Genomic DNA, 24,529 nt, shown 5'->3' on the forward strand with positions numbered 1-24,529 from the left:
TAGAATTCATATTGCTTTACATTTTCGTATTTATCGGTTGATTTCATATGCTTTACAAAAAAGTAAATGTATAAAAAAAACAGAGACCACAAAATGCAATCTCTGTTTCCATCAACAAACTTAAATTAACTATTCACACCAAACTACTAATGCAACTTCAATAATATTGTCCTCGTTTAACAAACTGTCAGATAATGTAACTGTTGTTGAACTAGTTCCACAGAAATAATCTTGGAAAGAACCAAAATGATATGTTCCTGGAGTTAAATTGTAAAAGCAATTTCCATATCCATAATCTTGGTCATTTGGATTTCCTGGGTAAAAATATTCTCCTGTTGCTTCATTTTGAGCATAAAATCCAGCATTGTAAGTTGTTGGATTTCCATTACTGTCTACAGTTTTAATACAAACATTATACGTTTTTATACTAACCTTTATTGATTCTATTGACGTAATAATTGCACCCGATTTATTGAACTGTCTTGTCAAAGCACTGCGAATAGGTTGGATGTAAGTCAATGCCAAAGTATAATTATTTGCGTTGATTGCTGTTGTTATTTGAGCAGTCAACCCCATAATGATATCATTTTGGTTTACCAATTCATTTGCATTATTTACAATTGAAGTTGAAGAAAATGGAATTGTAGAATTTGATTGTGCTAAACCTACAAAGTATTGAATATCATCTGAATTATTTAAAACAGTATTCACGTGATAATTCATTTTGTCTTCAAATAAAGGTGCATTTGGATTGTTTAAAACGGTCAATTGTTTTACCAATTGATTTACCGCTTTTCTAGCAACAACAACTTCTTGTTGTACATTTTCTGCCGATTGAATTGCGGAGTTCAAGTTTTGTTCTGCTACTGATTGAGCAAAGGTTTGTCCGAAGACCATAAACGTTAACGATAACGCATAAAAGATAATTTTTTTCATGATGAAAAGGTTTTGATTAATACTTTGTCAAAGTTAGAATGACTTTGTTTTTTTTAATCAATTTTTAAATTATCTAATAGTTAAAAATCAACTATTTAGAGGTTTAATTGTTGTTGTTTTATAAATATTGGAATAATGTAATTTTAATGTGAATGAGGTAATTTTGAAGATTTATAACTCATAAAAATCATTTTGTTTTTTATTGAGTTTATAACTACCTTTTCATTTTGAATAATTTTTTTCACAGATTTTTTTAAGGTGCGAAATCAAGAGGATTAGTAGAACTGGGTTCAGTTGCCAACTGATGATTAAAAAATATCTTTAGATTAGTATCATAAATCAAATTTATTTGATAGCTTTGAATTATTAATAAACTTAAAATCAAACTTATGAAACTTAAAAAAATTATTTTATCGGTTGCTTTTTTACTAGTTGCTAACTTGGCTAGTGCTTGGACAGTAAGATATTACAATAATGATTCGAAAAAGCACGTTATGGAAGTTCGTTCTAACGGTACAACGCAACAAATCGAATTTGGTGCTTCAACAACAAGTTCTACTTCGGTTCAAACAAGTGCTTCTGAAATTGAAATTAAAACAGAATGTGGTTGGGTAAAAGTAAAAGATGGTGCTAAAATCAGTATTAAAAACGGATGTATTAAAATAGAATAATCCAAGACTATAAAATTTAAAAGCTCTGAATAATCAGAGCTTTTTTTATTAAATAGCATTAAAATCCTTTTAAGGTTTTGTAACTTTTTACTCTTATAACCTTATAACGACAAGCTGAGTATAGTTTACCAATATTTATATTATTCTAATTTAAAATTTACTGGTAATGCAAATTCTGCCTGAACTAGTTTTCCTTCAAATGTTCCAGGTTTCCAATTAGGCATTTTTTTTACAATTCTTATTGCTTCATTATCCAAGTGCTTATCGACACTTTTAATAATTTTTGGATTTATTACAGAACCATCGGTATCAATTGTGAAACTCACATAAACTACACCTTCAATTAAATTGTTCATGGCATCTTCTGGATAAACTAATGTTTGTCCTATAAATTTGTATAATTCGGTTACACCACCTATATATTCTGCCAATTCCTGATAAGAGCAATATGGTGTTTTATTTCCTTGTTCGTCGTAGCATTCTCCATTTTGCCATTCTCCATTTTGCCATAGTTCTAATCTTTTCAAATTTCCGTTTCTGTAGAAAACTTTGAATTCACCATTGAGCTTATTTTCAGTATAAAAGCATGAAACTTTTTTCTCGCCACTAAGGTACCATTCTTCATATTTTCCGTTTTTAATTGGTAAAGTTGCGCTTACATTGTTATTAGTACTTTTTTTATCATATACTTCGTATGTAGCCATTAAATTTTCTGTATGCAAATAATAAATTTTATGAACATAAAGATTTGGATTCATTGCCTCAGCAAAAGCAAATCCTTCAGCTCTAGATCTATGGCATTTAATAATAAATCCACTTTCATTTCTGTAAAAAAGGGAGTCTTTGTTTATGGTTAAAACATCCGATTGAGCTGAAATTTCTATTGCAAAAAACAACAGCAACAAGAGTAAATTATGTTTTTTCATTGTGAATATTTGAAGTAAAAGTATAAAAAAAACTACAAGTTTTTAGGTTGTAGTTATTAACTTGAGATTTTTTTTTCATTACAAATCCAACTCCATCACTGGCATAAACCTATCTTTTACAACTGTTTCTAGCTTGTCAACAGTTGTAAATCCGTGTTTTTTGTAAAAGCCTTCGGCGTAAGGTTCTGATTCGAGGTACACTCTTTTATAGTTTTGGTTTTGAATGCGGTTTAAAAAATCGGTGATGAGGTAATTGCCTAAACCTTTGCCAATGAATTGTGGTAATAGAAATAAATTATCGAGTTTGATGTTGTGTTCGTCTTTTATAATATAGGAGTAGTAACCCACAATGCTTTCGTCTACAGAAAATTTATAAACATCGTTTTTCGTAATATAATCTTCAGTAATGGTCAATGCATCATCCCAAACCAAAAGCAAATCTTCCGAATAACCCCAAAATGCTTTCGACTTTTTAGTGATGTTGGTGAGAATTTCGTGATCGGTGGTGTTGGCTGGTTGTATGGTCATCATGAGAAGGTTGGTTTCTCAAAGATAATAAAAAAAATAGAACGCGGATGAAACGGATTTTTTTGGTACTCAAAGTGTCACGAAGTTTTGCACAGAGTTACTCAATGTTTTTTTTGTCTTTAAATGGAACGCGGATGAAACGGATGCGATGCAAACGCGGATGAAACGGATTTTTTTGAGTCATACTATGTTTTCTATTCTTCGTGACTTAGTGGCTTTGCGAGCTATTTTTAAAACAGAAAAGACCTAATAGGTTTTTTAATCCCATTAGGTCTAATCCAACTAAAACCAACCAATATTAATTGTAAATTTCTTAAATTTTAATTCATAATTACTTCCTCGCTTTGATTTCGAAATACTAATTGTCCGTCGAAAGCATCAAGTAGAATAATACTATCTGTAGTTACTTTTCCTGCTAAAATCTCTTTACTCAACTGATTCAAAACCTCTCTCTGAATGACTCTTTTCACAGGTCGCGCACCATATTGTGGATCGTAACCTTTTTGTGCTAAGTAATCTATAGCTTCTGGCGTGGCGTCCATTGTAATGTTTTGATGTGCTAACATTTTAGTAACGCTTTTCAATTGCAAACCAACGATTTGCTTAATATTCGCACTTGTTAATGGCGTAAACATTACAATTTCGTCAATACGGTTTATGAATTCAGGTCGAACCGTTTGTTTTAATAAACCTAAAACTTCTACTTTAGCAGCTTCGATTACGGCTTCAATATTACCTTTGAGGTTATCGAATTTCTCCTGTATAATCGCACTTCCCATATTAGAGGTCATGATGATAATCGTGTTTTTGAAATCGGCCACACGACCTTTGTTGTCTGTCAATCTACCTTCATCCAAAACTTGTAATAAAATATTGAATATATCTGGATGCGCTTTTTCAATTTCGTCTAACAGAATTACAGAATACGGTTTTCTACGAACAGCTTCGGTCAATTGTCCGCCTTCATCATAACCCACATAACCTGGAGGCGCACCAACTAATCTACTTACTGAATGGCGTTCTTGGTATTCACTCATATCAATTCGAGTCATTGCGTTCTCATCGTCAAATAGATATTCGGCTAACGCTTTGGCCAATTCGGTTTTTCCAACACCTGTCGTTCCTAAGAATAAGAACGAACCAATTGGTTTTTTCATGTCTTGCAATCCAGCACGACTTCTACGAACTGCATCACTCACGGCTTCAATTGCTTCTTCTTGACCTACAACTCTGTGGTGCAATTCGTCTTCTAGTTTCAGGAGTTTTTCTCTTTCACCTTGCAACATTTTCATCACCGGAATTCCAGTCCATTTGGCTACGACTTCGGCAATATCCTCGCGAGTAACTTCTTCTTTGATTAAGGAAGTTCCGGCTTGGTTTTCGGCTAGTTGAATTTGCAAAGCATCCAATCTTTCTTGCGCTTCTTTAATTTTCCCATAACGAATTTCGGCTACTTTTCCATAATCGCCGTTGCGTTCAGCTTGTTCGGCTTCGGTTTTGAAATCTTCAATTTCTTGTTTTATATTTTGGATATTATCTACAACATCTTTTTCTGATTTCCATTTGGTGAAAATTTCGTTTCGGTCTTCTTTTAAGTTTGCCAAATCCAAACCAAGCACTTTTAACTTAGTTTCATCATTTTGTCTCACATTGCTATCTTTTTCATAGGTGTTCGACGAATATTCTATTTCTCTTTTAATAGCTTCAATTTCAATTTCCAATTGCATGATTTTTCTATCCAAAACGTCCAATTCTTCTGGTTTAGAATTGATTTCCATACGCAATTTTGAAGCCGCTTCGTCCATCAAGTCAATAGCTTTATCTGGTAGAAAACGATTGGTAATATAACGTTGCGATAATTCTACTGCTGCAATAATAGCGTCGTCTTTGATACGTACTTTATGGTGCGTTTCATATTTTTCTTTGATACCACGCAAAATAGAAATGGCACTTTCGGTATCAGGTTCATCGACCATTACTTTTTGGAAACGTCTTTCGAGTGCTTTGTCTTTTTCAAAATATTTTTGGTATTCGTCAAGCGTTGTTGCACCAATAGCACGTAACTCGCCACGAGCCAAAGCAGGTTTCAAAATATTTGCTGCATCCATGGCACCTTCACCACCGCCAGCACCAACCAAAGTATGGATTTCGTCAATAAAAAGTACAATATCGCCTTCAGCAGAAGTTACTTCTTTTACAACCGCTTTTAGTCGTTCTTCAAATTCACCTTTGTATTTTGCACCGGCAATTAATGCGCCCATATCTAACGAATAAACGATTTTATCTTTTAGATTTTCAGGAACATCGCCATCTACAATTCGGTGTGCTAATCCTTCGGCAATGGCTGTTTTACCAACACCAGGTTCGCCAACTAACATCGGATTATTTTTGGTACGACGCGTTAGAATTTGTAATACTCTTCGAATTTCTTCATCACGACCAATCACTGGATCGAGTTTTCCACTTTTAGCTAGTTCGTTGAGGTTTTTTGCATATTTATTCAATGAATTATAGGTTTCCTCCGCTGATGCAGATGTTACTCGTTCTCCTTTACGCATTTCGTCGATTGCAGCTTGCAAACCTTTTTCAGTAACGCCTTGATCTTTCAAAATCTGAGCTACTTTACTTTTCGATTTGAAAATGGCTAGAATCAAATGTTCAATAGAAACGAATTCGTCTTTCATTTTTTTGGCAATGATTTCTGCTTCATTTAAAGTTGTGGATGCATCACGTGAAAACATTATATCACCACCAGAAACTTTGGGAAAACTTTGAATTGTGCTGTCCAATACTTTTTTGAAAAGCTCCACATTAACGTTGAGTTTTTTCAATATAAAAGGAGTTACATTTTCATCGACTTCGAGAATTCCTTTAAACAAGTGTTCGTTTTCGAGTTGTTGTTGCCCAAAACTTTGTGCAATTTGCTGTGCTTGTTGCAAAGCTTCTTGCGATTTGATTGTGAATTTATTGATGTTCATATTTTTTTAGCAATTAAGTTAATTAAGTTTTTTTTAAACCACATAGAAACATAGGTTAGATTGATTGTTTTGAGACACTTCGCTTAACATAGATTTCAATAGTTTTTTATAATTTGAAATTGATTTTTGAATTAATTTGGACAATATGTGTTCCAATCCTAATTTTAGGACAAAATGACTGATTTTAAGGACTGAACACTATTAAAGTTACGACATTTCGTCGGATGAAATGACAAAAATTCTGTTTTTATTATACTAAATTTCAAAAGGTTTAGTTTTAATTTAAAAGAAACCATATGAAAGTACTGTATTTATTTTGTGTAGTTGCTATTTTTTTTACTTCATGTAAAGAGCAAACGACTAATGAAAATCAAAAAATTACTATCGCTAATTTTGATAATCTTAAAGCATTAGATGTAAAGTTAGATACCATTCCAGGAGATTGGTTGAGTCAACATGACGAAGCAGGTCAAACCTTTAAACAATATCTGAAGAGAAATCCAACTAAACCTTCAAGTGGCATGGATTGTATTTATATTTTACCAATTGGGAATTTTACTGAATGGGAATTCAAAGTGGTGCAGTACAATGCAACCTATTTGCATTTATTTTTTGGGTTGAAAGTGAAAACAATGCAACCTATTTCTGATGCAGTTATTCCAAAAGATAAAAGACGCACTCAATTTGGAGTTGAACAATTAGACGCTTCCTACATTATTCATGAAGTATTACCAGATGAATTGCCCAATGATGGTATTGTGATTATGGCTTTAACAGCAAAGGATTTGTATCCAAAACCTTCGTGGAATTTTGTATTTGGATTAGCAAGTTATGCCGAAAGAACAGGTGTTACTTCAATGTATCGTTTTTCAGATTTGCCTTTAGACCAAAATAATTATTCCAAATGTTTAAGCCGATTAATTAAAACATCATCACATGAAATCACGCATATGTTTTCGGTGAAGCATTGTATTAATGCAGTATGTCTGATGAATGGTGTAAATCATTTAGGAGAATCGGACAGAAGACCAAACGCTTTGTGTTCGCAATGTCTAGCCAAACTTTCTTGGAATTTTAATTTTAAAGATGTAGAACGATTACAAGAATTAATTGTATTTTTGAAAAAACATGAATTGTATTCTGATGCTGACATTTTAGAAAGACAATTGGATGCTATAAAATAATTGAATATGAGTTTATTTAAAAATATATTTGGTTCCTCAGATGAAGAAAATCTAAATTCTAGAAGGAAACTCGATTGGGTTGCTTTTGAGCACATTGATCAATTAGATATGATTATTCAAAATTCTTGGCAAAAACCTGTTTTAATTTTCAAACACAGTACGCGTTGCATTATAAGTAAAACAGCATTGAGTAGTTTTGAAAATGAATTTCATTATGAAGATAAAATTACATTGTATTTTTTAGATTTACTAAAATATAGGACTATTTCAAATGAGGTTGCGGAAACATTTGTGATAACGCATCAGTCTCCACAGATTCTATTAATTAAAAATGGAATAGTAATATATGATGCTTCACATGAAAGTATTGATGCTGCATTTTTAGAACGATTTGTAAACGATTAATAATGAAAATACATTCTGTTTTCTGTATTTTTACGTTGTGTTTTATGGCAAGTTGCTCAAATACAAAAACGACTAATTATTTAGTTGGAACCTATACTAATGATGTTTCTCATGGAATTAATTTGGTTAATTTTAATCAAGAATCAAAATCCTTAACTACCGAAAAAGTAATTAGTGGTGTTGAAAATCCTTCGTTTGTAGTTGCCAATAAATCCAAAACTATTATTGTTACTGTTGAAGAAATAGCTCTTGCAAAAGGCGGAAAAGTAACTTCGTTTTCTTATGATGAAAAGACAAAAAGTATCACTAAATTAAACTCAATTTTTACCAATGGTGATCATCCATGTACTGTAGCTTTTAGTCCAAACGAAAATTTTGTTTTGGTAGGAAATTATTCAGGAGGAAGTTTGAGTGTATTTCCAATTGATAAAAATGGAATGCTATCTGAAAGTTCTAATTTTATTCAGTATGAAGGGCAAAGTGTCAATAAAGAACGTCAAGAAAAACCTCATGTACATTGCATAGTTGTGCACCCAAAAGAAAATATAATTGCAGTTGCTGATTTAGGTCGTGATGCTATCGAATTAATTCCATTTGATGAAAATTCTAAATCTTTTTTGATAAATGAAAAGGCAATAACAACAAATGTAAAAATGGGTTCTGGACCACGACATTTGGTTTGGAATAAAGCAGGAAATCGATTGTATGTAACTTATGAATTGACTAATGAAGTTGCGGCTTTTGAATATAACAAAGGCAAATTGACTGAACTTCAAACGATAGCCTTAACAAAAGAAAAAACAAATGGTTCAACAGCAGAATTGCGATTGTGTAAAGATGAAAAGTTTATTTACGCTTCGGTTAGAGGAGTTGATAATCACATTGTGGTGATGAAAATCATGAACGACAAAATTGAAAAAGTACAAACCATTGCAACAGAAAGAACACCAAGAAACTTTATATTATCTGAAAATCAAAAAAGTGTTTTAGTGGCTTCACAAGGTTCAAACTTGATTTCAGTATTCGATAGAAATGAAAAAACAGGTTGGCTAACAAAAACTTCTATTACAGTTTCAATTAACCAACCTGTTTATTTGTTTCCTTTTTAAGTACTATCGTCTAAATTTATTTCTGACGATAATATCTTTTAATTTGGCTTTCAAGTCTTCACCTGAGTCGTACACCATTTGTTCATTACTTGGAAATGGAACCGCTCTTTTATCAAAATAAGTGTAGTAACTTTCATCACAAGCACGTTTGTCTCCACTATATTTTGCGTAAATGTGTTCAAAAACAAACTCACTTGCAAGTGGAAAAGTTTCAATTAATTGATTTGATTTGAAATCGATATAATCCACTTTAGCAGTTACTTGCGTTGATTTTAATTGTCTGAATTCATAAACAGAAGCTGTAATAGTTTTGAAATTATCAACCATAATTGCATGGCCTAAACTATCTTTTACTTGCTGACCTTGAGCGTTTAAAAGTGGTTTAGTTCCGTCTTTTATTTGTTTTTCTTTTACAAACTCTTTCTCTTTTACTTGTTCTGGTGAAATGTTTATTTGACGAAAGTTTACAATCAAACCATAGTCATAAACAATATCTTTTACTTTATTACTATGGTAAACCGTCCATTTATCATTTAATCCAAAAGTACTAAAATCCAATAAATCATTTTGCAAACGAATAGGTATAACCATATTAGTTTCGTTTTTTGTATAAACATTTACAAAATCGGTTCCTTTAAATTTAGCTTCTTCAATAAGTTTTGAAACTTCTTTGTAACCTGTACTCAATTGGTTTACATACAACAAATCATCATAAGCTCTACGAATACTCATTTTATCTTTTGAAGCAATCAAGGCAATTGAATTATCATACAAATGTTTTACTAAAGCATTTTTACTGCTCACAATTTGATCAGAATAATCGTCAAATGGAAAAATGGCGTTTCTACCTTCTTTCAATAATCGTAATGGTAAAAGTGGTCTAATTTTTTCTTGACGACTGTTCAATTGTTGATAGGTATTAAATATTTTTTCAAGGTTATTTGGATTAGCATCTTTAAACCACGTTGCGATGTCACGTAAATCACGTTCTTTTGCTTTGGCAAATGCTTCTTCTAAAAGATAAACATAGTCTTGTTTTCCTTTAGCATCTTTTCTGTTTTTTAGACTTTCAACTGCATTATCAATTGCAGCATCATAATCTCCTGAAGAGAGAGATTCTCTAGTTTGTCTTACTCCACAAGAAGAAATAAGAACAAAAAAGGCAAGTAGTAAAGTAGTTTTTCTCATGGTATATAGTTTTAGTATTAATAATTGGAATTATCCAAATGTTAAGCCAAAATGTTAATTTTTTATTATTTTCTTACGTAAGTTGGTAATAATTTGCTTGAAACTTCACCAAATCCAATTCTTATGGAACTATTTTGACAATAGCCTTTCATAATTACTGTATCATTATCATTGATAAATTTACGTTCACTTCCGTCTTTCATTTTGATTGGATTTTTTCCACCCCAAGTCAATTCAAGCATAGAACCGAAACTGTCTTCTGTTGGACCAGAAATTGTTCCTGAACCCATCATATCACCAGAATTTACTCTACAACCATTAGAAGTATGATGCGCTAATTGTTGACTCATTGACCAATACATGTATTTGAAATTTGATTTTGAAACTAATGTTTCTTCTACATTATCTGGTTTTATGTAAACTTCTAAATTGATATCGTAAGCATGTTTTCCTTTTTGTTGTAAATAAGGAAGTGGAGTAGGTTCTTGATTTGGTCCTTTTGTTCTAAAAGGTTCTAAAGCATCCATTGTTACAATCCATGGAGAAATTGATGAAGCAAAATTCTTTGCTAAAAATGGTCCAAGAGGAACGTATTCCCATTTTTGCATATCTCTTGCACTCCAATCGTTCAATAATACCATTCCAAAAATATAGTCTTCGGTTTCGTTAACAGGAATATTTTCTCCCATAACATTGGCATCTGTAGTAATAAATGCAGTTTCTAATTCAAAATCTATGGCTTGCGAAGGACCAAAAACGGGTGTCGATTGACCGTTTGGTAAAGTTTGTCCCATAGGTCGATGTACAGGAACTCCTGATGGCACAATGGTTGAACTTCTTCCATGATAGCCAACTGGAATATGAAGCCAATTTGGTAACAAGGCATTTTCAGGATCGCGAAACATTTTTCCTACATTAGTAGCATGCTCTTTACTTGAATAAAAGTCAGTATAATCACCAATTTGAACTGGTAAAAGCATTTCAATATCGCTTATTTTGAAGATAACTACATCGCGATGAGCCTTATTATCTCGTAATTTTGGGTTACTTTCTTCAAAAAGTTCAGATAAACGACTTCTAACCAAACGCCATGTTTTCTTTCCATCTGATATAAAATCATTCAAGGTATCTTGCATGAACATATCATCTGTTAATTCGATGCCTTCAAAGTATCCTAACTGTTGTAAAGCACCCATATCAATAGCATAATCGCCTATTCGTGTTCCAATAGTGATAACATCTTCTTTAGTTAAAAATACTCCAAAAGGTATATTTTGTATGGGAAAATCACTGTTTTTAGGAACAGCAATCCACGATTTTCTTGATGGGTCATTGACTAGATTTGGCATATCTTTATTGTTGATTTGTTGTTGAAAAATTTGTAATCAAATATATCATTTAGAATTTATTTGACAAACATATTTCGTAATTTTGAAAAGTTTTTAACAAAAATCTAAAATAAATGCAACGCGACGAACAAATTTTTGACTTAATTCTTGATGAACAAGACAGACAAATACATGGAATAGAGCTAATTGCCTCTGAAAACTTTGTAAGCGACCAAGTAATGGAAGCTGCAGGTTCTTGTTTAACCAATAAATATGCTGAAGGTTATCCTGGAAAAAGATATTATGGTGGCTGTGAAGTAGTGGATATTGTAGAGCAAATCGCAATTGACAGAGCCAAACAACTTTTTGGTGCTGAATATGTAAATGTGCAACCACACTCAGGTTCGCAAGCAAATACAGCTGTTTTTGCAGCTTGTTTGAAACCAGGAGATAAAATTTTAGGTTTCGATTTATCGCACGGTGGACATTTAACTCATGGTTCTGCTGTAAATTTTTCAGGAAAATTATATACACCTTCCTTTTATGGTGTTGAACCTGAAACAGGACAATTTGATTATGATAAAATTCAAGCAATCGCTACAAAAGAACAACCTAAATTAATCATTGCTGGAGCTTCTGCTTATTGTCGTGATATGGATTTTAAACGTTTTAGAGAAATTGCTGATTCTGTTGGAGCTTTGCTTCTAGCAGATATTTCGCATCCTGCTGGATTAATTGCTAAAGGTTTGATGAACGATCCTATTCCTCATTGTCATATCGTTACTACAACTACACACAAAACATTGCGTGGTCCAAGAGGTGGAATGATCATGATGGGTAAAGATTTTGAAAATCCATGGGGTTTGACTACACCAAAAGGTGAAATCAGAATGATGTCTTCAATTTTAGATTTAGCTGTTTTTCCTGGAAATCAAGGTGGACCTTTAATGCATATTATTGCTGCGAAAGCGGTTGCGTTTGGAGAATGTCTTACAGATGAATTCTTTAGATATGCAATGCAAGTACAAAAAAATGCAAAAGCAATGGCTGAAGCTTTCAATAAAAGAGGATACAATTTAATTTCTGGCGGAACAGATAATCATATGATGTTGATTGACTTACGTAATAAAAATATTACTGGTAAAGAAGCTGAGAATGCTTTAGTTAAAGCTGAAATTACTGTAAATAAAAATATGGTACCTTTTGATGATAAATCACCATTTATCACTTCAGGAATTCGTATTGGAACACCAGCTATTACAACACGTGGTTTAGTTGAAAGCGATATGGAAACTGTGGTTGAATTCATTGATAGAGTTTTAATGAACCATACTAATGAAGAAATTATTGAGCAAGTTGCCGATGAAGTAAACGAAATGATGAGCGAAAGAGCTATGTTTGTTTTTTAAGAATAAAAATAAATACATTAAAAAATCCCGATTAAATTTCGGGATTTTTTATTTTTAATAACTCGCAACCTTCAACTTGAAACTCGCAACTTATTTAACTACAATATCATATTTCTCTAAAAGTCCTTTCAAACCTTCTTGTGAAAAAATAGCTTTCTTAATTTTATTCTTATCAGGATCAAAAGTATAATCGTAGCTTGTAGAAAAATCAGCTTTGTTAGCAACGGTGTCAATAAAAACTGCTCTTCTCAAATTGCAATTATCAAACAATACTTCGGTTAAGTCACTTCCCATAAAGTCGGCAGCAATTAAACTACAATTGATGAATTGCATTTTCTTCATTTTTAAAGCATAAAATTTGGCATAATCTAATAAGCAATCTTTAAAGTGAAATTCATATAACATTTGATCGGTCATAGCAAAATTCACATTAGTAAAATTACATTTTGTAAAAAATACACCACGCAAGGATACATAATTGATTTTGGTATCAGTAAAATTGCAATCAAAAAAATTAGAATCAATAAAAGTTACTGTTTGAAAAGTACAATGTGTGAAATCACAATTATAAAACGTACAATTTTCAAAGTCTTTAAATTTTGTATTAGTATCGTCAAAAGTTTGATTTCTAAATTCTTGGTCTAAAATATAATCTGTGTGCATGGTTTTTGAATTTGGATGGTAAATTTACTAAAAAGGATTCAGTTTTAAACTACGAATTGATTGAACGTAACAAATCTTTTGTTTGGCGAAAGCAATTAATCTTTAACTAAAAATTAGTATTCGTTTTGTTAATTTTTGTGGTTAAAATATTAATTTTATAACCTATGGAAAAGAACAAAAAAAAAGGATTTTTCTTCAAACAGTATGAAGCACCGAATCTTTCACCATTTGATAAACTTTTTGAGATTTTCAAGGAGTTAATCACACATACTTCGGGCGATTTTGACGAAGCAATTGATTGGTTGCGTCAATTGGATATTGAGTATAAATTAACAGACGAAAATTACACCATCGACGATTTTATTGAAGATTTAAAGAAAAAAGGATACATCCGTGAAGAATTAAAAGACGACGGAACATCAGGAACAGGAATCACTGCAAAAACAGAAAGAGCTATTCGTCAATCAGCACTTGATCAAATTTTTGGTAATCTTAAAAAAACGGGTAACGGTAATCACAAAACTAAATATTCTGGTAGTGGCGATGAAAAAACAGGTGAATTTCGCGACTATCACTTTGGCGATGGATTAGAGAGTATTTCTTTGACTGAAAGTTTACGTAATGCCCAAATCAATAATGGCGTTGATGAATTTCGATTAACTGAAAATGATTTAGTGGTTGAAGATGCACAATTCAAATCTCAAATGAGTACTGTTTTGATGATTGATATTAGTCATAGTATGATTTTGTATGGTGAAGATCGAATTACACCTGCTAAAAAAGTAGCCATGGCTTTGGCAGAATTAATTACAACGCGATATCCCAAAGACACTATTGATATTTTGGTTTTTGGTAATGATGCATGGCCAATTGCTATTAAAGAATTACCTTACTTGAAAGTTGGACCTTATCATACTAATACTGTTGCAGGTTTGCAGTTAGCTATGGATATGTTGCGAAGAAAACGAAATACCAACAAGCAAATTTTCATGATTACTGACGGTAAACCAAGTTGTGTGCGTGAAAAGGACGGAACTTATTACATGAATTCAAATGGTTTAGACGAGTATATTGTCGAGCAATGTTATAATCAAGCCGCACAAGCAAGAAAATTACATATTCCAATCACTACTTTTATGATTGCAAATGATCCTTATCTGCAAAAATTTGTAAACAGATTTACAGAAGCCAATCAAGGAAAAGCTTTTTACACAGGATTAAAAGGTTTAGGTGAGATGATTTTTGAGGATTATGAAACGAATAGAAAGAAGAAGATTAGATAAGAATTAAGAATATACCATTAAACATAAAAAAACATTTAGCGCACTTTGCGGTTAATTAAAAAAATATGAAAGTAGAAAACATAAAAACATTAGGTGAGTTAAAAAAAGCAGGATACGTTTCTCGTAGTATAAAAGACGAATTGCGTGACAATTTACGTACTAAAATCAAATCGGGTAAGCCAGTATTTGAAGGTGTTCACGGATTCGAAAACACGGTTATTCCTGAACTTGAACGTGCCATTTTATCACGACATAATATTAATCTTTTAGGTCTTCGCGGTCAAGCCAAAACGCGTTTGGCTCGAAAAATGATAGAATTATTAGACGAATATATACCTATCGTTGCTGGTTCAGAAATCAATGATGATCCTTTGAATCCTATTTCGAGATTTGCCAAAGATCTTATTGCCGAAAAAGGAGATGAAACTCCAATTCATTGGATGCACCGAAGCGAACGTTTTTCTGAAAAATTAGCAACGCCAGATGTCACAGTTGCCGATTTAATTGGAGATGTCGATCCGATAAAGGCTGCTAATTTGAAATTATCGTATGCTGATGACAGAGTAATTCACTTTGGAATGATTCCAAGAGCGAACCGTTGCATATTTGTAATCAACGAATTACCCGATTTACAAGCAAGGATTCAAGTTGCCTTATTTAATATTTTGCAAGAAGGCGATGTTCAAATTCGTGGTTTCAAATTAAGAATGCCTTTAGACATGCAGTTTGTTTTTACTGCTAATCCTGAAGATTATACTAATCGTGGTAGTATTGTAACACCATTGAAAGACCGAATAGGTTCTCAAATTTTAACCCATTATCCTGAATCGGTTGCTATTGCCAGAACAATAACACAACAAGAAGCTAAATTAGACCAAGGACAATCTGATGTGGTTTATGTACCAAGTTTAGCTAGAGATATTTTAGAACAAGTCAGTTTTGAAGCGCGCGATAGCGAATATATTGATGCTAAAAGTGGTGTGAGTGCTCGAATGAGTATTACTGCATTTGAGAATTTATTATCTACTGCTGAAAGAAGAGCATTACTATCAGGAACAGAAAAAACATCAGTGAGATTATCTGATTTTATGGGAATTATTCCAGCAATTACGGGTAAAGTAGAATTAGTTTACGAAGGCGAACAAGAAGGCGCTGCTGTGGTTGCACAATATTTAATTGCTGATGCCATTAAAACATTTTTCCCTGCTTATTTTCCTAAAATTGAGAAATTAGAACGCGATGCTGATGCAAGTCCTTATGCTAAAATATTAGAATGGTTTTTTGCAGAAACAGGTTTCGAATTATTAGATGATGCCTCTGAAGAAGAATATAAGAAACAATTGGATGCTATTGGACCATTGGAGGATTTAATTCAAAAATACCAATCAGAAATTCCTTTAGAAGACAAATATTTCTTGAAAGAATTTGTACTTTGGGGATTGGTAGAATATGATAAATTAAGTAAAGACAGAGTTGAGGTTGGTTATCAATTCAAAGATTTATACAGTAGTTACATTAATAAGTTGTAATATCAAAAGAAAATAAATTTATAAACATTAATGTCCGATTAAAATAGTTATTGCTAAAAACTATTTTATTTATTTTCTCGCAAAGCCACAAAGCCGCAGTTTATATCCAAATTCTTTGTGCCTTTGTACCTTTGCGAGAATACATTAAAAATTAAGTTGAATCTAATTTTTTTCAATATTTATAAGGCTTAACAAGGTAATTGTTAGTTTTATCGGACAACGATGATTTATAAATTATTATCAAGAAAGCCCACTTTAACTAGTTGGGCTTTTTTTGTTTCACCATTCTTTTTTAATGCACAACTCTTACTAACAATTGTTAATAAATTCTCCAAACAAAATTGCTTAAAACACTACCTGTATTTTGTCGAATATGATACATTTGAATTCAATGAAAACGTATAAGAAATGAGAATAGAAACCGAACTAAAATTAGGATTTAAAGATGTAATGATTCGTCCAAAACGTTCTACATTAAATAGTAGAGCACAAGTGTCGTTAGAGCGTGAATTTAAGTTTAAGCACAGTACAGCAACTTGGACAGGAATTCCAATTATGGCTGCTAATATGGATACTGTTGGTACTTTTGAAATGGCATTGGCTTTAGCAAAAGAAAAGCTATTTTCATGCATTCACAAACATTATACAGTTCAAGAATGGAATGATTTCATCAAAAAAGCTCCAATAGATATACATAATTATATTGCGGTAAGCACAGGAACAGGAAAAGACGATTTTAAAAAGATTGCCGAAATATTCGAGCATAATCCGCAACTCAAATTTATTTGTATCGATGTCGCTAATGGTTATTCAGAACATTTTGTTGGTTTTTTGAAACAAGCTCGCAAACAATATCCTGATAAAGTCATCATTGCAGGAAATGTTGTTACGGGTGAAATGGTAGAAGAATTATTATTAGAAGGTGCTGATATTGTTAAAGTTGGAATTGGTCCTGGTTCAGTTTGTACCACAAGAGTTAAAACAGGCGTAGGTTATCCACAACTTTCCGCTATTATAGAATGTGCTGATGCTGCGCATGGTCTTGGCGGACACATTATTAGTGATGGTGGATGTGCTATTCCAGGTGATGTTTCTAAAGCTTTTGGTGCTGGCGCTGATTTTGTAATGCTAGGCGGAATGCTAGCTGGACATACAGAAAGTGGTGGCGAAACAATAGAAATAAATGGTGAAAAATTCAAACAATTTTACGGAATGAGTTCAGAAACAGCCATGAAAAAACATGTTGGAGGTGTTGCAGAATATCGTGCAAGTGAAGGAAAAACGGTTCAAGTGCCATTTAAAGGCGATGTTATCGATACATTACACGATATACTTGGCGGAATTAGAAGTACGTGTACTTATGTAGGCGCATCTAAATTGAAAGAATTGACTAAACGAACTACTTTTATTAGAGTTTTAGAACAAGAAAACCGCATTTACACCAAATAAAATGGCAGAAAACGAAGCATCATTTTTTAAATATTGTCCCAATTGCAGTTCACAAAACTTGACCTATGTAAACAATTTTAAATTGCATTGTTCTGATTGTGATTTTATATTGTATCACAACATAGCAGCAGCAGTAGCTTTAGTATTCACTTATGAAGATAAAATTCTTTTCGCAGAAAGAAATGTGGAACCCGACAAAGGGAAACTTGATTTACCTGGAGGATTTATCGATCCAAACGAAACTGCCGAAGAAGCTGCTTGTCGTGAAGTTAACGAAGAGTTAGGATTAGAATTAACACCTGATGATTTAAAATATATCACTACAGCTCCAAACAATTATTTATATAGAAATGTTCCTTACAGAACCATGGATATTTTCTATGAATGTTCACTTAAAACGAATGTTATTTCAATTAAGGCTGCTGACGAAATTAAATCACTAACTTGGATAAAAAGAAACGAAATAGACCTGAACAAAATTGGTTTTGCATCAATCAGAAAAGTAATTGGAGAAAGGTATTTGGTTTGAGTTTTTAATGTTTAGTTATTAGTTTATGATTCTGTCCTTTTTTTGTTAAATCCTTAAAAACCTTATTATACAGTTTATTCTATGTACGCTATGTAAAACGTAGCAACTTCATGCACAAAAAAAAATCTATGATTCTATGTGGTTTAAAAAAAGCTTCTTGTCCTTTTTGGCTAAACCATAACTAACCTTATTATATAGATTATTCTATGTACGCTATGTAAAGCGAATCGACTTCATGCGCAAAAAAAAAAAATCTATGATTCTATGTGGTTTAAAAAAAACTTCGACTCCTTTTTGGTCAAACCCAGACTAACCATTGACCACAATAAATTTCCATATAATTATTTCAGTCACCTTCCAACAAAATAAACCAACTTTCCGTAAATTTGCTCAATACTTATTTCAAGAAAGAACCTCTAAATGCAAAAAGAAAATCCTTCATCACTCACTACTACAGGTTTTTTTTATAAAAATCCCTCTTTAAAGATCAAAGAGTTTCAAGCATTTTTAATCTCTCGTTTCGGAATCATTCTTGCCCTAAATATGCAATCGACAATTTTGTATTATTGGGTTTACCAACTCACTAACAACAAACTCTCACTTGGTTTAGTCGGTTTAGCTGAGGTAATTCCTGCCATAGGTTGTTCGCTCATTGCTGGTCATTATGTCGATCAAAATGAAAAACGTAAAATGGTACTCTTATGTTTATCAGGTTATGTTTTTACAGCTATTTGTTTGTTTTTATTGGCGTTACCTTACATTGAAACACAATTATCAATATCCTTTTTGGTTGGTTTGATTTACTTTTTAGTTTTTCTTGGAGGTATTTTTCGATCCTTTTATGCACCATCCATGTTTTCACTTTTCGGATTGATTGTACCACGCGAACATTATCCTAATGCCACAAGTTGGAGTAGTATGTCTTGGCAATTAGGAGCAGTCATTGGACCTTTAGTAGCGGGTTTTTTTATTGCTTTTTTTGGAATAAAGATAGGATTACTTGCAGTACTTGCTGTTTTAGTTATCATTCATATTCCATTACTTTCAATAGCCGTAAAACCAATATTAAAAAGAGAAAAGGAACCCATGTTGCAAAGTATTTCTGAAGGACTAAAGTTTGTAATGCGAACACCAACATTGCTTGCAGCCCAACTTTTAGACATGTTTTCTGTACTATTTGGTGGTGCTGTTGCTTTACTTCCTGTATATCAAAAAGAAATCCTTCATGTGGATGAAATTGGGTTTGGTATTCTTCGTTCTGCTCCGGGAATTGGTGCAATTTTAACTCTAGGTTTACTAGCATTTCTGCCTTTAAAAAATAAACCAGGACAAAAGCTTTTTTTATGTGTAGCAGGTTTTGCTTTATCCATTATTGTATTCGGAATATCAACTAACTTTTATCTTTCCTTCATAATGTTGTTACTCTCAGGAATGTTTGATGCTGTAAGTGTTGTAATTCGAAGTACCATTTTACAATTAGTAACACCCGATGCCATGCGAGGAAGAGTTTCTGCTGTGAATACTATTTTCGTAAGTTCTTCTAATGAATTTGGTGATTTTGAAAGTGGTGTAATGGCAAATTGGTTAGGAACTGTAAGAGCAGTTGTCGTTGGCGGTTGCTTAACATTAGGTGTTGTAGCATTTACTTTTTTCAAAGTACCACAATTGCGTAATTTTACTTTTGAAGATAAAAAAGAAGAATAGTAGTTGTAAATACTTCAGCCATTATTCAGAAATTGAAGTGTTGTGTGATGAGGTATTTGAAACTTCTTTTTTTCTATATTCTTCAATCCAATCCAAATTTCTTTTGTATACCACAACTGTTCCAGCTATCATATCAGTTAAACTCCTTTTTCTGTCGTTTAATAAAAATAAAATTAAACTAGAAAAATAAAATACATTAGGTAAAATTACAATTACAGTTCTTCCAAAAAAAGGATAGAAAGATTGAAGGTATTGTTGTTTGTCAAACCAACCCATATCATTAAAAGTAGTAGCATCAGCTTGACTTATTCCATAAAAACTAAAAATTTGGGCTATAATTGTAATAATAATTAAAGGTACAAGTTTTAGAAAAGCTTCTTTATATCCAATATAACCACCATCGGTTTTTAAAATAAACAATCCCATAGCAAGTTTACCTGGAGTTGCACCATAATGAACGGGTAAAACTATATGATACACAAAGTTCAATAGTAATGCTAGTGGTCCAGTGAAGTAAGTATAATATAAATTTTGATTGTTTAATAACAAAATGATAATTGTTACGGGAGACAAAATTAGTCCATCTAAAAGAAGAGCGGCAAACCGTTCTCCAAAGTTTCCATATAATGATTGATAGCTATTTTCTTTATAAATTGGAAGTATTCTGTTTTTCATAGTTTTAATTCAGGGTAGATTCTCTTTCAATAATATTTGTATCTAATTCAATAGTTCTTGGAGCGTAATCAAGAAATTCTTTTTTATGATTCATTTCTTCAAGTAATAGATGGAATGAAGCAACACCCATTTCATAACTTGGTTGGTCAACAGTACTTAATTTTGGCGTGATTACTTGCGACATGAACCAATTGCTAAAACCAATTACCTTTATTTGATTAGGTACTTTGATGTTATGTTCATTAAAATACGCTAAAACACCTACAGCTACTAAATCAGTAATCACAAAGATGCCATCAACATCAGGATGTTCATTCATAATTTTACTAGCAAAATCTTTTCCTTCATCAAAGGTCACATTCTTACAAGTATAAACCAGTTTAGAATCATAAGGAATATTGTATTTTTCTAAAGCTTTTTTGTAACCTAAAAAACGATCAATTGCATTTTGAGGATTAACAGGTCCACGAATGTGCGCAATTTTTTTACATCCTTTATTGATGAGATGTTCCACTGCATGGAATGCTGCCTTTTGGTCATTAATGATAACTTTAGAACAATTAATCAGTTTGGAAATTTTATCAAACATAACAAAAGGAATCTCACGTTTAATAATTTCCTTAATATGTTTATCGTCATTTGATTCGTTAGAAAGCGACATTATAATTCCATCCACTCTTTTATTCAATAGCAATCCCACTTGTTTTCTTTCAAGCTCAATTGACTCGTTTGATTGCAATATAATGACTAAATAGCCATTTTTTTCGGCTTCGGCAATAATACCATTAATCACATTGGAAAAAAAGTGATGCACCACTTCAGGAATTATTAAGCCAATGGTTCGCGACTCTTTAGTCCTTAAATTCACGGCAAAACTATTTGGAGTATATTGCAATGATTGTGCGAGTTCTAAAACCTTATTTTTAGTTTTAGCGCTCACATCGGGATAATCTTTTAATGCTTTTGAAACCGTCGTAATGGATATTCCTAAAGTTTCAGCAATTTGTTTTAAAGTTGTCTCTTTCATTTAACAAATATGATGAAAATAATTTAAAATAAAAATCGAAAACGTTTTCGTTATTTTCGAAAACGTTTTCGATAAGAAAATCATAATAAATTAATAACATAAAAATTAATTTCGGAAAAATTATTAACCATTTTTACTAATCAAACAAATTTTAAAAAATGAAAAAAAGTACTTTATTTTTAAAAAGATTGTTGCTTATTGTAGCATTTATGCTTTCGAATTTGTCTTTTTCACAAGAAGTGAAACCAGCAGAGACTGATTCTATTAAAGGAGGCAAAATTGAAGAAGTTGTGATAACAGGTGTTGTCAATCAACGTTCTAAAATTAAATCAAGTGTTTCTGTAAGCTCAATCAGTGCTGTTCAAGTTGAACAATCTGCTCCAAGATCTACAGCAGAAATTTTTAGAACCATTCCTGGAATTCGCTCAGAATCATCTGGAGGTGAAGGAAATGCTAACATTACTGTTCGTGGTGTGCCAATCTCTTCTGGTGGTTCTAAATATTTACAAATTCAAGAAGATGGTTTACCAGTTCTTTTATATGGTGACATAGCTTTTGCTACTTCTGACATCTTTACAAGATTTGATAGAAATGTAGCTAGAGTTGAGGCTATTCGTGGAGGTTCTGCTTCTACATTATCTTCTAATTCTCCTGGAGGTATCATCAACTTTATCAGTAAAACAGGTAAAACAGAAGGAGGAAGCATGGCAACAAGCTTTGGTTTAGATTACAATGATTTTAGAACAGATATTGAATATGGTTCTAAAATAGGTGATGGTTTATACTTCCACGCAGGTGGTTTTTACAGAACAGGTGAAGGTGTTAGAGATGCTGGTTTTACTGCAAATAACGGTGGACAAGTAAAATTCAATCTTACTAAAGAATTTGAAAACGGTTCAGTAACAATTTATACTAAATTCTTAAACGATAGAGCTGCGGCTTATATGCCAATGCCAGTTAAAGTAACAGGTACAAACTCTGACCCAAATTGGGATAGCGTATCAGGTTATGATGCAACTTCAGGTACACAACAATCAGTATATTTAAGTCACAATGTTGGTCTTGGTCCTGATGGTCAATTAAGAAGAGGTGTAGTAAGCGACGGTATGCATCCAGTTTCTAAATCTATTGGAGCAAGTGCTACTTTTAACCTTGAAGGCGATTGGAAAATTACTAACAACGGACGTTTTTCATCTAACAGCGGTCAGTTCATTACACCATTTCCAGCAGAAGTAGCTTCAGCAACATCAATTGCAAATTCTTTTGGTGCAGGTTCAACATTAACGTATGCTAATGATGGTACGCCATTTAATACTGCTAATGGTTTAGTTTCTAGAATTCACATGTTTGATGTTCAATTGAACAACATGAACAATTTTATGAACGACTTAAGAGTGACAAAAAAATTCGATAAATTAGGAATTACAGCAGGTTATTTCAAATCGATTCAAAACATTTCTATGTCATGGTTATGGAATTCTTATCTTCAAGAAGTATCAGATAACAATCCTCGTTTAATTAATGTAACAGATGCATCTGGAAACTTACTTTCTGATAACGGATTGTATGCTTATGGTGTGCCATTCTGGGGTAACTGTTGTACAAGAAACTACGATACACAATATAATGTTTCTGCTCCATACGCAAACTTAACTCTTGATGCTACAGATAAATTGACATTAGAAGGTGGTATTCGTTTTGACAAAGGTCAAGTAAATGGTTCTTTTGCAGGAAGCGTTCAAACTACTTATGACATCAACAATGATGGTGTTATTTCAACTCCAGAATCTAGTGTTTCTGCTGTAGATACTGCTAATGCAACTGCTGTAGATTATGATTACGACTATGTTTCTTATACTTTAGGTGGTAACTATCTTTTAGATGCTAATCAATCGGTTTTTGCTCGTTACAGTAAAGGTGCTTCTGCAAAAGCAGATAGAATTTTATTTTCAGGTTTAAATTATTTAGATGGTGATCAAATCAACTCTTTAGATTATTTAGCACAAGCTGAAGTTGGATACAAAAGAAAATTCTCTAAAGGATATGTGTATGCAACATTCTTTACTTCAACAACTACAGAAGAAGGTGGATATGAAGCTACTTCAAACTCTATCATCGAAAACGATTACAAATCTTTAGGTCTTGAGTTAGAATCTTCTTATAGTTTAAATAAAGATTTCAACATTAGAGGTGGACTTACTTATACAAAAGCAGAAATCACTTCGGGTGCAAACGATGGAAACACACCAAGAAGACAACCTACTGTAATGTATAACTTAATTCCAACGTATAAATTCTCTCAAAATAAAAATAATACATTAGGATTAAGCTTCATTGGACAATCTAAAGCGTATGCTCAAGATAATAATGACTTAGTAATGAACGGTTTCTTGATTGTTAACGGATTTGTTGAAGTTGGAATCACTAAAGGACTTTCATTGAACTTAGCAGGTAACAATCTTTTCAACACTTTAGCAATTACTGAAGTTGAAGAAGGAAGTATTGTAAACAATGCTACAAATATTGTAAGAGCAAGACCATTGCCAGGACGTTCATTGTCAATGGCTTTAAATTATAAGTTCTAATAATAATTTCATGTTTAATTTTGAATAATTCCTATACCAGATAATTTGGTATGGGAATTATTTTTAAATTTATAATTATTAAAATTACTCGAAATGCGAAAAATAGTACTCTTCTTATTCTTTTTTATAGCACTATCTTCTAATGAGTTAGCCGCACAGGAAACATCAAAAAAAGTGATGATTGTATATGGTAGCGATGAATGTCATCATTGCACAGATACTAAAGCGTATCTTAAAAAGAACAACATCGACTTCATTTTTTTTGATATTGACAAAAATGCAGCGGCTTTAAATGAAATGCTAGCCAAATTAAGAAAAGCAGGAATAAGTACTTCAAATCTGGGTATTCCGGTAATTGATAAACAAGGTGAAATTTTTACCAATAATGGTGTTTTCGAGGAATTTCTTAAAAAATTAAACTAG

General features: G+C 32.3%; 21 protein-coding genes. 12 read left to right on the forward strand and 9 right to left on the reverse strand.

What is annotated here, in order from left to right; all coding sequences use genetic code 11:
* Positions 1-129: 129 nt before the first annotated feature.
* Positions 130-936, reverse strand: coding sequence for a hypothetical protein (locus Q0049_RS09235; protein WP_298119024.1), 807 nt, complete (start codon positions 934-936; stop codon positions 130-132).
* A gap of 389 nt (positions 937-1,325) precedes the next feature.
* On the opposite strand from Q0049_RS09235, the gene Q0049_RS09240 reads away from it, so the two are divergent.
* Positions 1,326-1,607, forward strand: a complete 282-nt coding sequence (locus Q0049_RS09240) for a hypothetical protein (protein WP_298119026.1) — start codon at positions 1,326-1,328, stop codon at positions 1,605-1,607.
* Between the two features lie 140 nt (positions 1,608-1,747).
* Here Q0049_RS09240 and Q0049_RS09245 read toward each other — a convergent pair whose 3' ends face one another.
* The 3 genes from Q0049_RS09245 to clpB all read right to left on the reverse strand — a co-directional run bounded on the left by Q0049_RS09245 (position 1,748) and on the right by clpB (position 6,039).
* Positions 1,748-2,533 carry an energy transducer TonB gene (locus tag Q0049_RS09245; protein ID WP_298119028.1) on the reverse strand — a complete coding sequence of 262 codons (786 nt, stop codon included), beginning with the start codon at positions 2,531-2,533 and terminating at the stop codon, positions 1,748-1,750.
* 78 nt (positions 2,534-2,611) lie between these two features.
* The gene (locus Q0049_RS09250) at positions 2,612-3,064 is read right to left on the reverse strand and encodes a GNAT family N-acetyltransferase (RefSeq protein ID WP_298119030.1); all 453 of its coding nucleotides are present in this window, start codon (positions 3,062-3,064) and stop codon (positions 2,612-2,614) included.
* Positions 3,065-3,381: 317 nt separating this feature from the next.
* A complete protein-coding gene (clpB, locus tag Q0049_RS09255) occupies positions 3,382-6,039 on the reverse strand; it encodes an ATP-dependent chaperone ClpB (RefSeq protein ID WP_298119032.1) in 2,658 nt (885 codons plus the stop codon).
* Positions 6,040-6,335: 296 nt separating this feature from the next.
* On the opposite strand from clpB, the gene Q0049_RS09260 reads away from it, so the two are divergent.
* From Q0049_RS09260 to Q0049_RS09270, 3 genes are read left to right on the forward strand one after another with little or no spacing between them, the layout of a single operon-like run.
* Positions 6,336-7,223, forward strand: a complete 888-nt coding sequence (locus Q0049_RS09260) for an archaemetzincin (protein ID WP_298119034.1) — start codon at positions 6,336-6,338, stop codon at positions 7,221-7,223.
* Between the two features lie 6 nt (positions 7,224-7,229).
* Positions 7,230-7,628, forward strand: coding sequence for a bacillithiol system redox-active protein YtxJ (ytxJ, locus tag Q0049_RS09265; protein WP_298119035.1), 399 nt, complete (start codon positions 7,230-7,232; stop codon positions 7,626-7,628).
* 2 nt (positions 7,629-7,630) lie between these two features.
* On the forward strand, positions 7,631-8,737 hold the full coding sequence (locus tag Q0049_RS09270) for a lactonase family protein (protein WP_298119037.1): 1,107 nt from the start codon (positions 7,631-7,633) through the stop codon (positions 8,735-8,737).
* Positions 8,738-8,740: 3 nt separating this feature from the next.
* Here the strand turns inward: Q0049_RS09270 and Q0049_RS09275 are convergent, their stop codons facing one another.
* Positions 8,741-9,925 (reverse strand): hypothetical protein, encoded by a 1,185-nt coding sequence (locus tag Q0049_RS09275; protein ID WP_298119039.1) that lies wholly within the window; start codon positions 9,923-9,925, stop codon positions 8,741-8,743.
* 65 nt (positions 9,926-9,990) lie between these two features.
* On the reverse strand, positions 9,991-11,274 hold the full coding sequence (gene fahA / locus Q0049_RS09280) for a fumarylacetoacetase (protein ID WP_298119041.1): 1,284 nt from the start codon (positions 11,272-11,274) through the stop codon (positions 9,991-9,993).
* A gap of 113 nt (positions 11,275-11,387) precedes the next feature.
* Here fahA and glyA point away from each other — a divergent pair, with 113 nt between their 5' ends.
* The gene (gene glyA / locus Q0049_RS09285; protein ID WP_298119042.1) at positions 11,388-12,662 is read left to right on the forward strand and encodes a serine hydroxymethyltransferase; all 1,275 of its coding nucleotides are present in this window, start codon (positions 11,388-11,390) and stop codon (positions 12,660-12,662) included.
* A gap of 90 nt (positions 12,663-12,752) precedes the next feature.
* Here glyA and Q0049_RS09290 read toward each other — a convergent pair whose 3' ends face one another.
* Entirely contained in the window at positions 12,753-13,325 is a 573-nt protein-coding gene (locus Q0049_RS09290) for a pentapeptide repeat-containing protein (protein WP_298119044.1), read from the reverse strand.
* 164 nt (positions 13,326-13,489) lie between these two features.
* On the opposite strand from Q0049_RS09290, the gene Q0049_RS09295 reads away from it, so the two are divergent.
* From Q0049_RS09295 to Q0049_RS09315, 5 genes are all read left to right on the forward strand, one after another.
* Positions 13,490-14,608 (forward strand): VWA domain-containing protein, encoded by a 1,119-nt coding sequence (locus Q0049_RS09295; RefSeq protein WP_298119046.1) that lies wholly within the window; start codon positions 13,490-13,492, stop codon positions 14,606-14,608.
* A gap of 65 nt (positions 14,609-14,673) precedes the next feature.
* Positions 14,674-16,137, forward strand: a complete 1,464-nt coding sequence (locus tag Q0049_RS09300) for a magnesium chelatase (protein WP_298119048.1) — start codon at positions 14,674-14,676, stop codon at positions 16,135-16,137.
* A 408-nt stretch (positions 16,138-16,545) separates the two neighbouring features.
* The gene (locus Q0049_RS09305) at positions 16,546-17,586 is read left to right on the forward strand and encodes a GMP reductase (RefSeq protein ID WP_298119050.1); all 1,041 of its coding nucleotides are present in this window, start codon (positions 16,546-16,548) and stop codon (positions 17,584-17,586) included.
* A gap of 1 nt (position 17,587) precedes the next feature.
* On the forward strand, positions 17,588-18,115 hold the full coding sequence (locus tag Q0049_RS09310; protein ID WP_298119052.1) for an NUDIX domain-containing protein: 528 nt from the start codon (positions 17,588-17,590) through the stop codon (positions 18,113-18,115).
* Positions 18,116-18,535: 420 nt separating this feature from the next.
* Positions 18,536-19,819, forward strand: a complete 1,284-nt coding sequence (locus Q0049_RS09315) for an MFS transporter (RefSeq protein ID WP_298119053.1) — start codon at positions 18,536-18,538, stop codon at positions 19,817-19,819.
* 21 nt (positions 19,820-19,840) lie between these two features.
* On the opposite strand, the gene Q0049_RS09320 is transcribed toward Q0049_RS09315, so the two are convergent.
* Together Q0049_RS09320 and Q0049_RS09325 are read right to left on the reverse strand one after the other, a co-directional pair.
* Positions 19,841-20,494: an RDD family protein gene (locus tag Q0049_RS09320; RefSeq protein WP_298119055.1), complete on the reverse strand. Its 654-nt coding sequence runs from the start codon at positions 20,492-20,494 to the stop codon at positions 19,841-19,843.
* Between the two features lie 4 nt (positions 20,495-20,498).
* Positions 20,499-21,521: a LacI family DNA-binding transcriptional regulator gene (locus tag Q0049_RS09325; RefSeq protein WP_298119057.1), complete on the reverse strand. Its 1,023-nt coding sequence runs from the start codon at positions 21,519-21,521 to the stop codon at positions 20,499-20,501.
* A gap of 158 nt (positions 21,522-21,679) precedes the next feature.
* Here Q0049_RS09325 and Q0049_RS09330 point away from each other — a divergent pair, with 158 nt between their 5' ends.
* Both Q0049_RS09330 and Q0049_RS09335 read left to right on the forward strand, forming a co-directional pair.
* Complete coding sequence (locus tag Q0049_RS09330) at positions 21,680-24,106, forward strand: TonB-dependent receptor (protein WP_298119059.1); 2,427 nt, start codon at positions 21,680-21,682, stop codon at positions 24,104-24,106.
* Positions 24,107-24,199: 93 nt separating this feature from the next.
* Entirely contained in the window at positions 24,200-24,529 is a 330-nt protein-coding gene (locus tag Q0049_RS09335; protein ID WP_298119061.1) for a glutaredoxin family protein, read from the forward strand.

Source organism: Flavobacterium sp., assembly GCF_027484205.1.
Lineage (GTDB): Bacteria > Bacteroidota > Bacteroidia > Flavobacteriales > Flavobacteriaceae > Flavobacterium.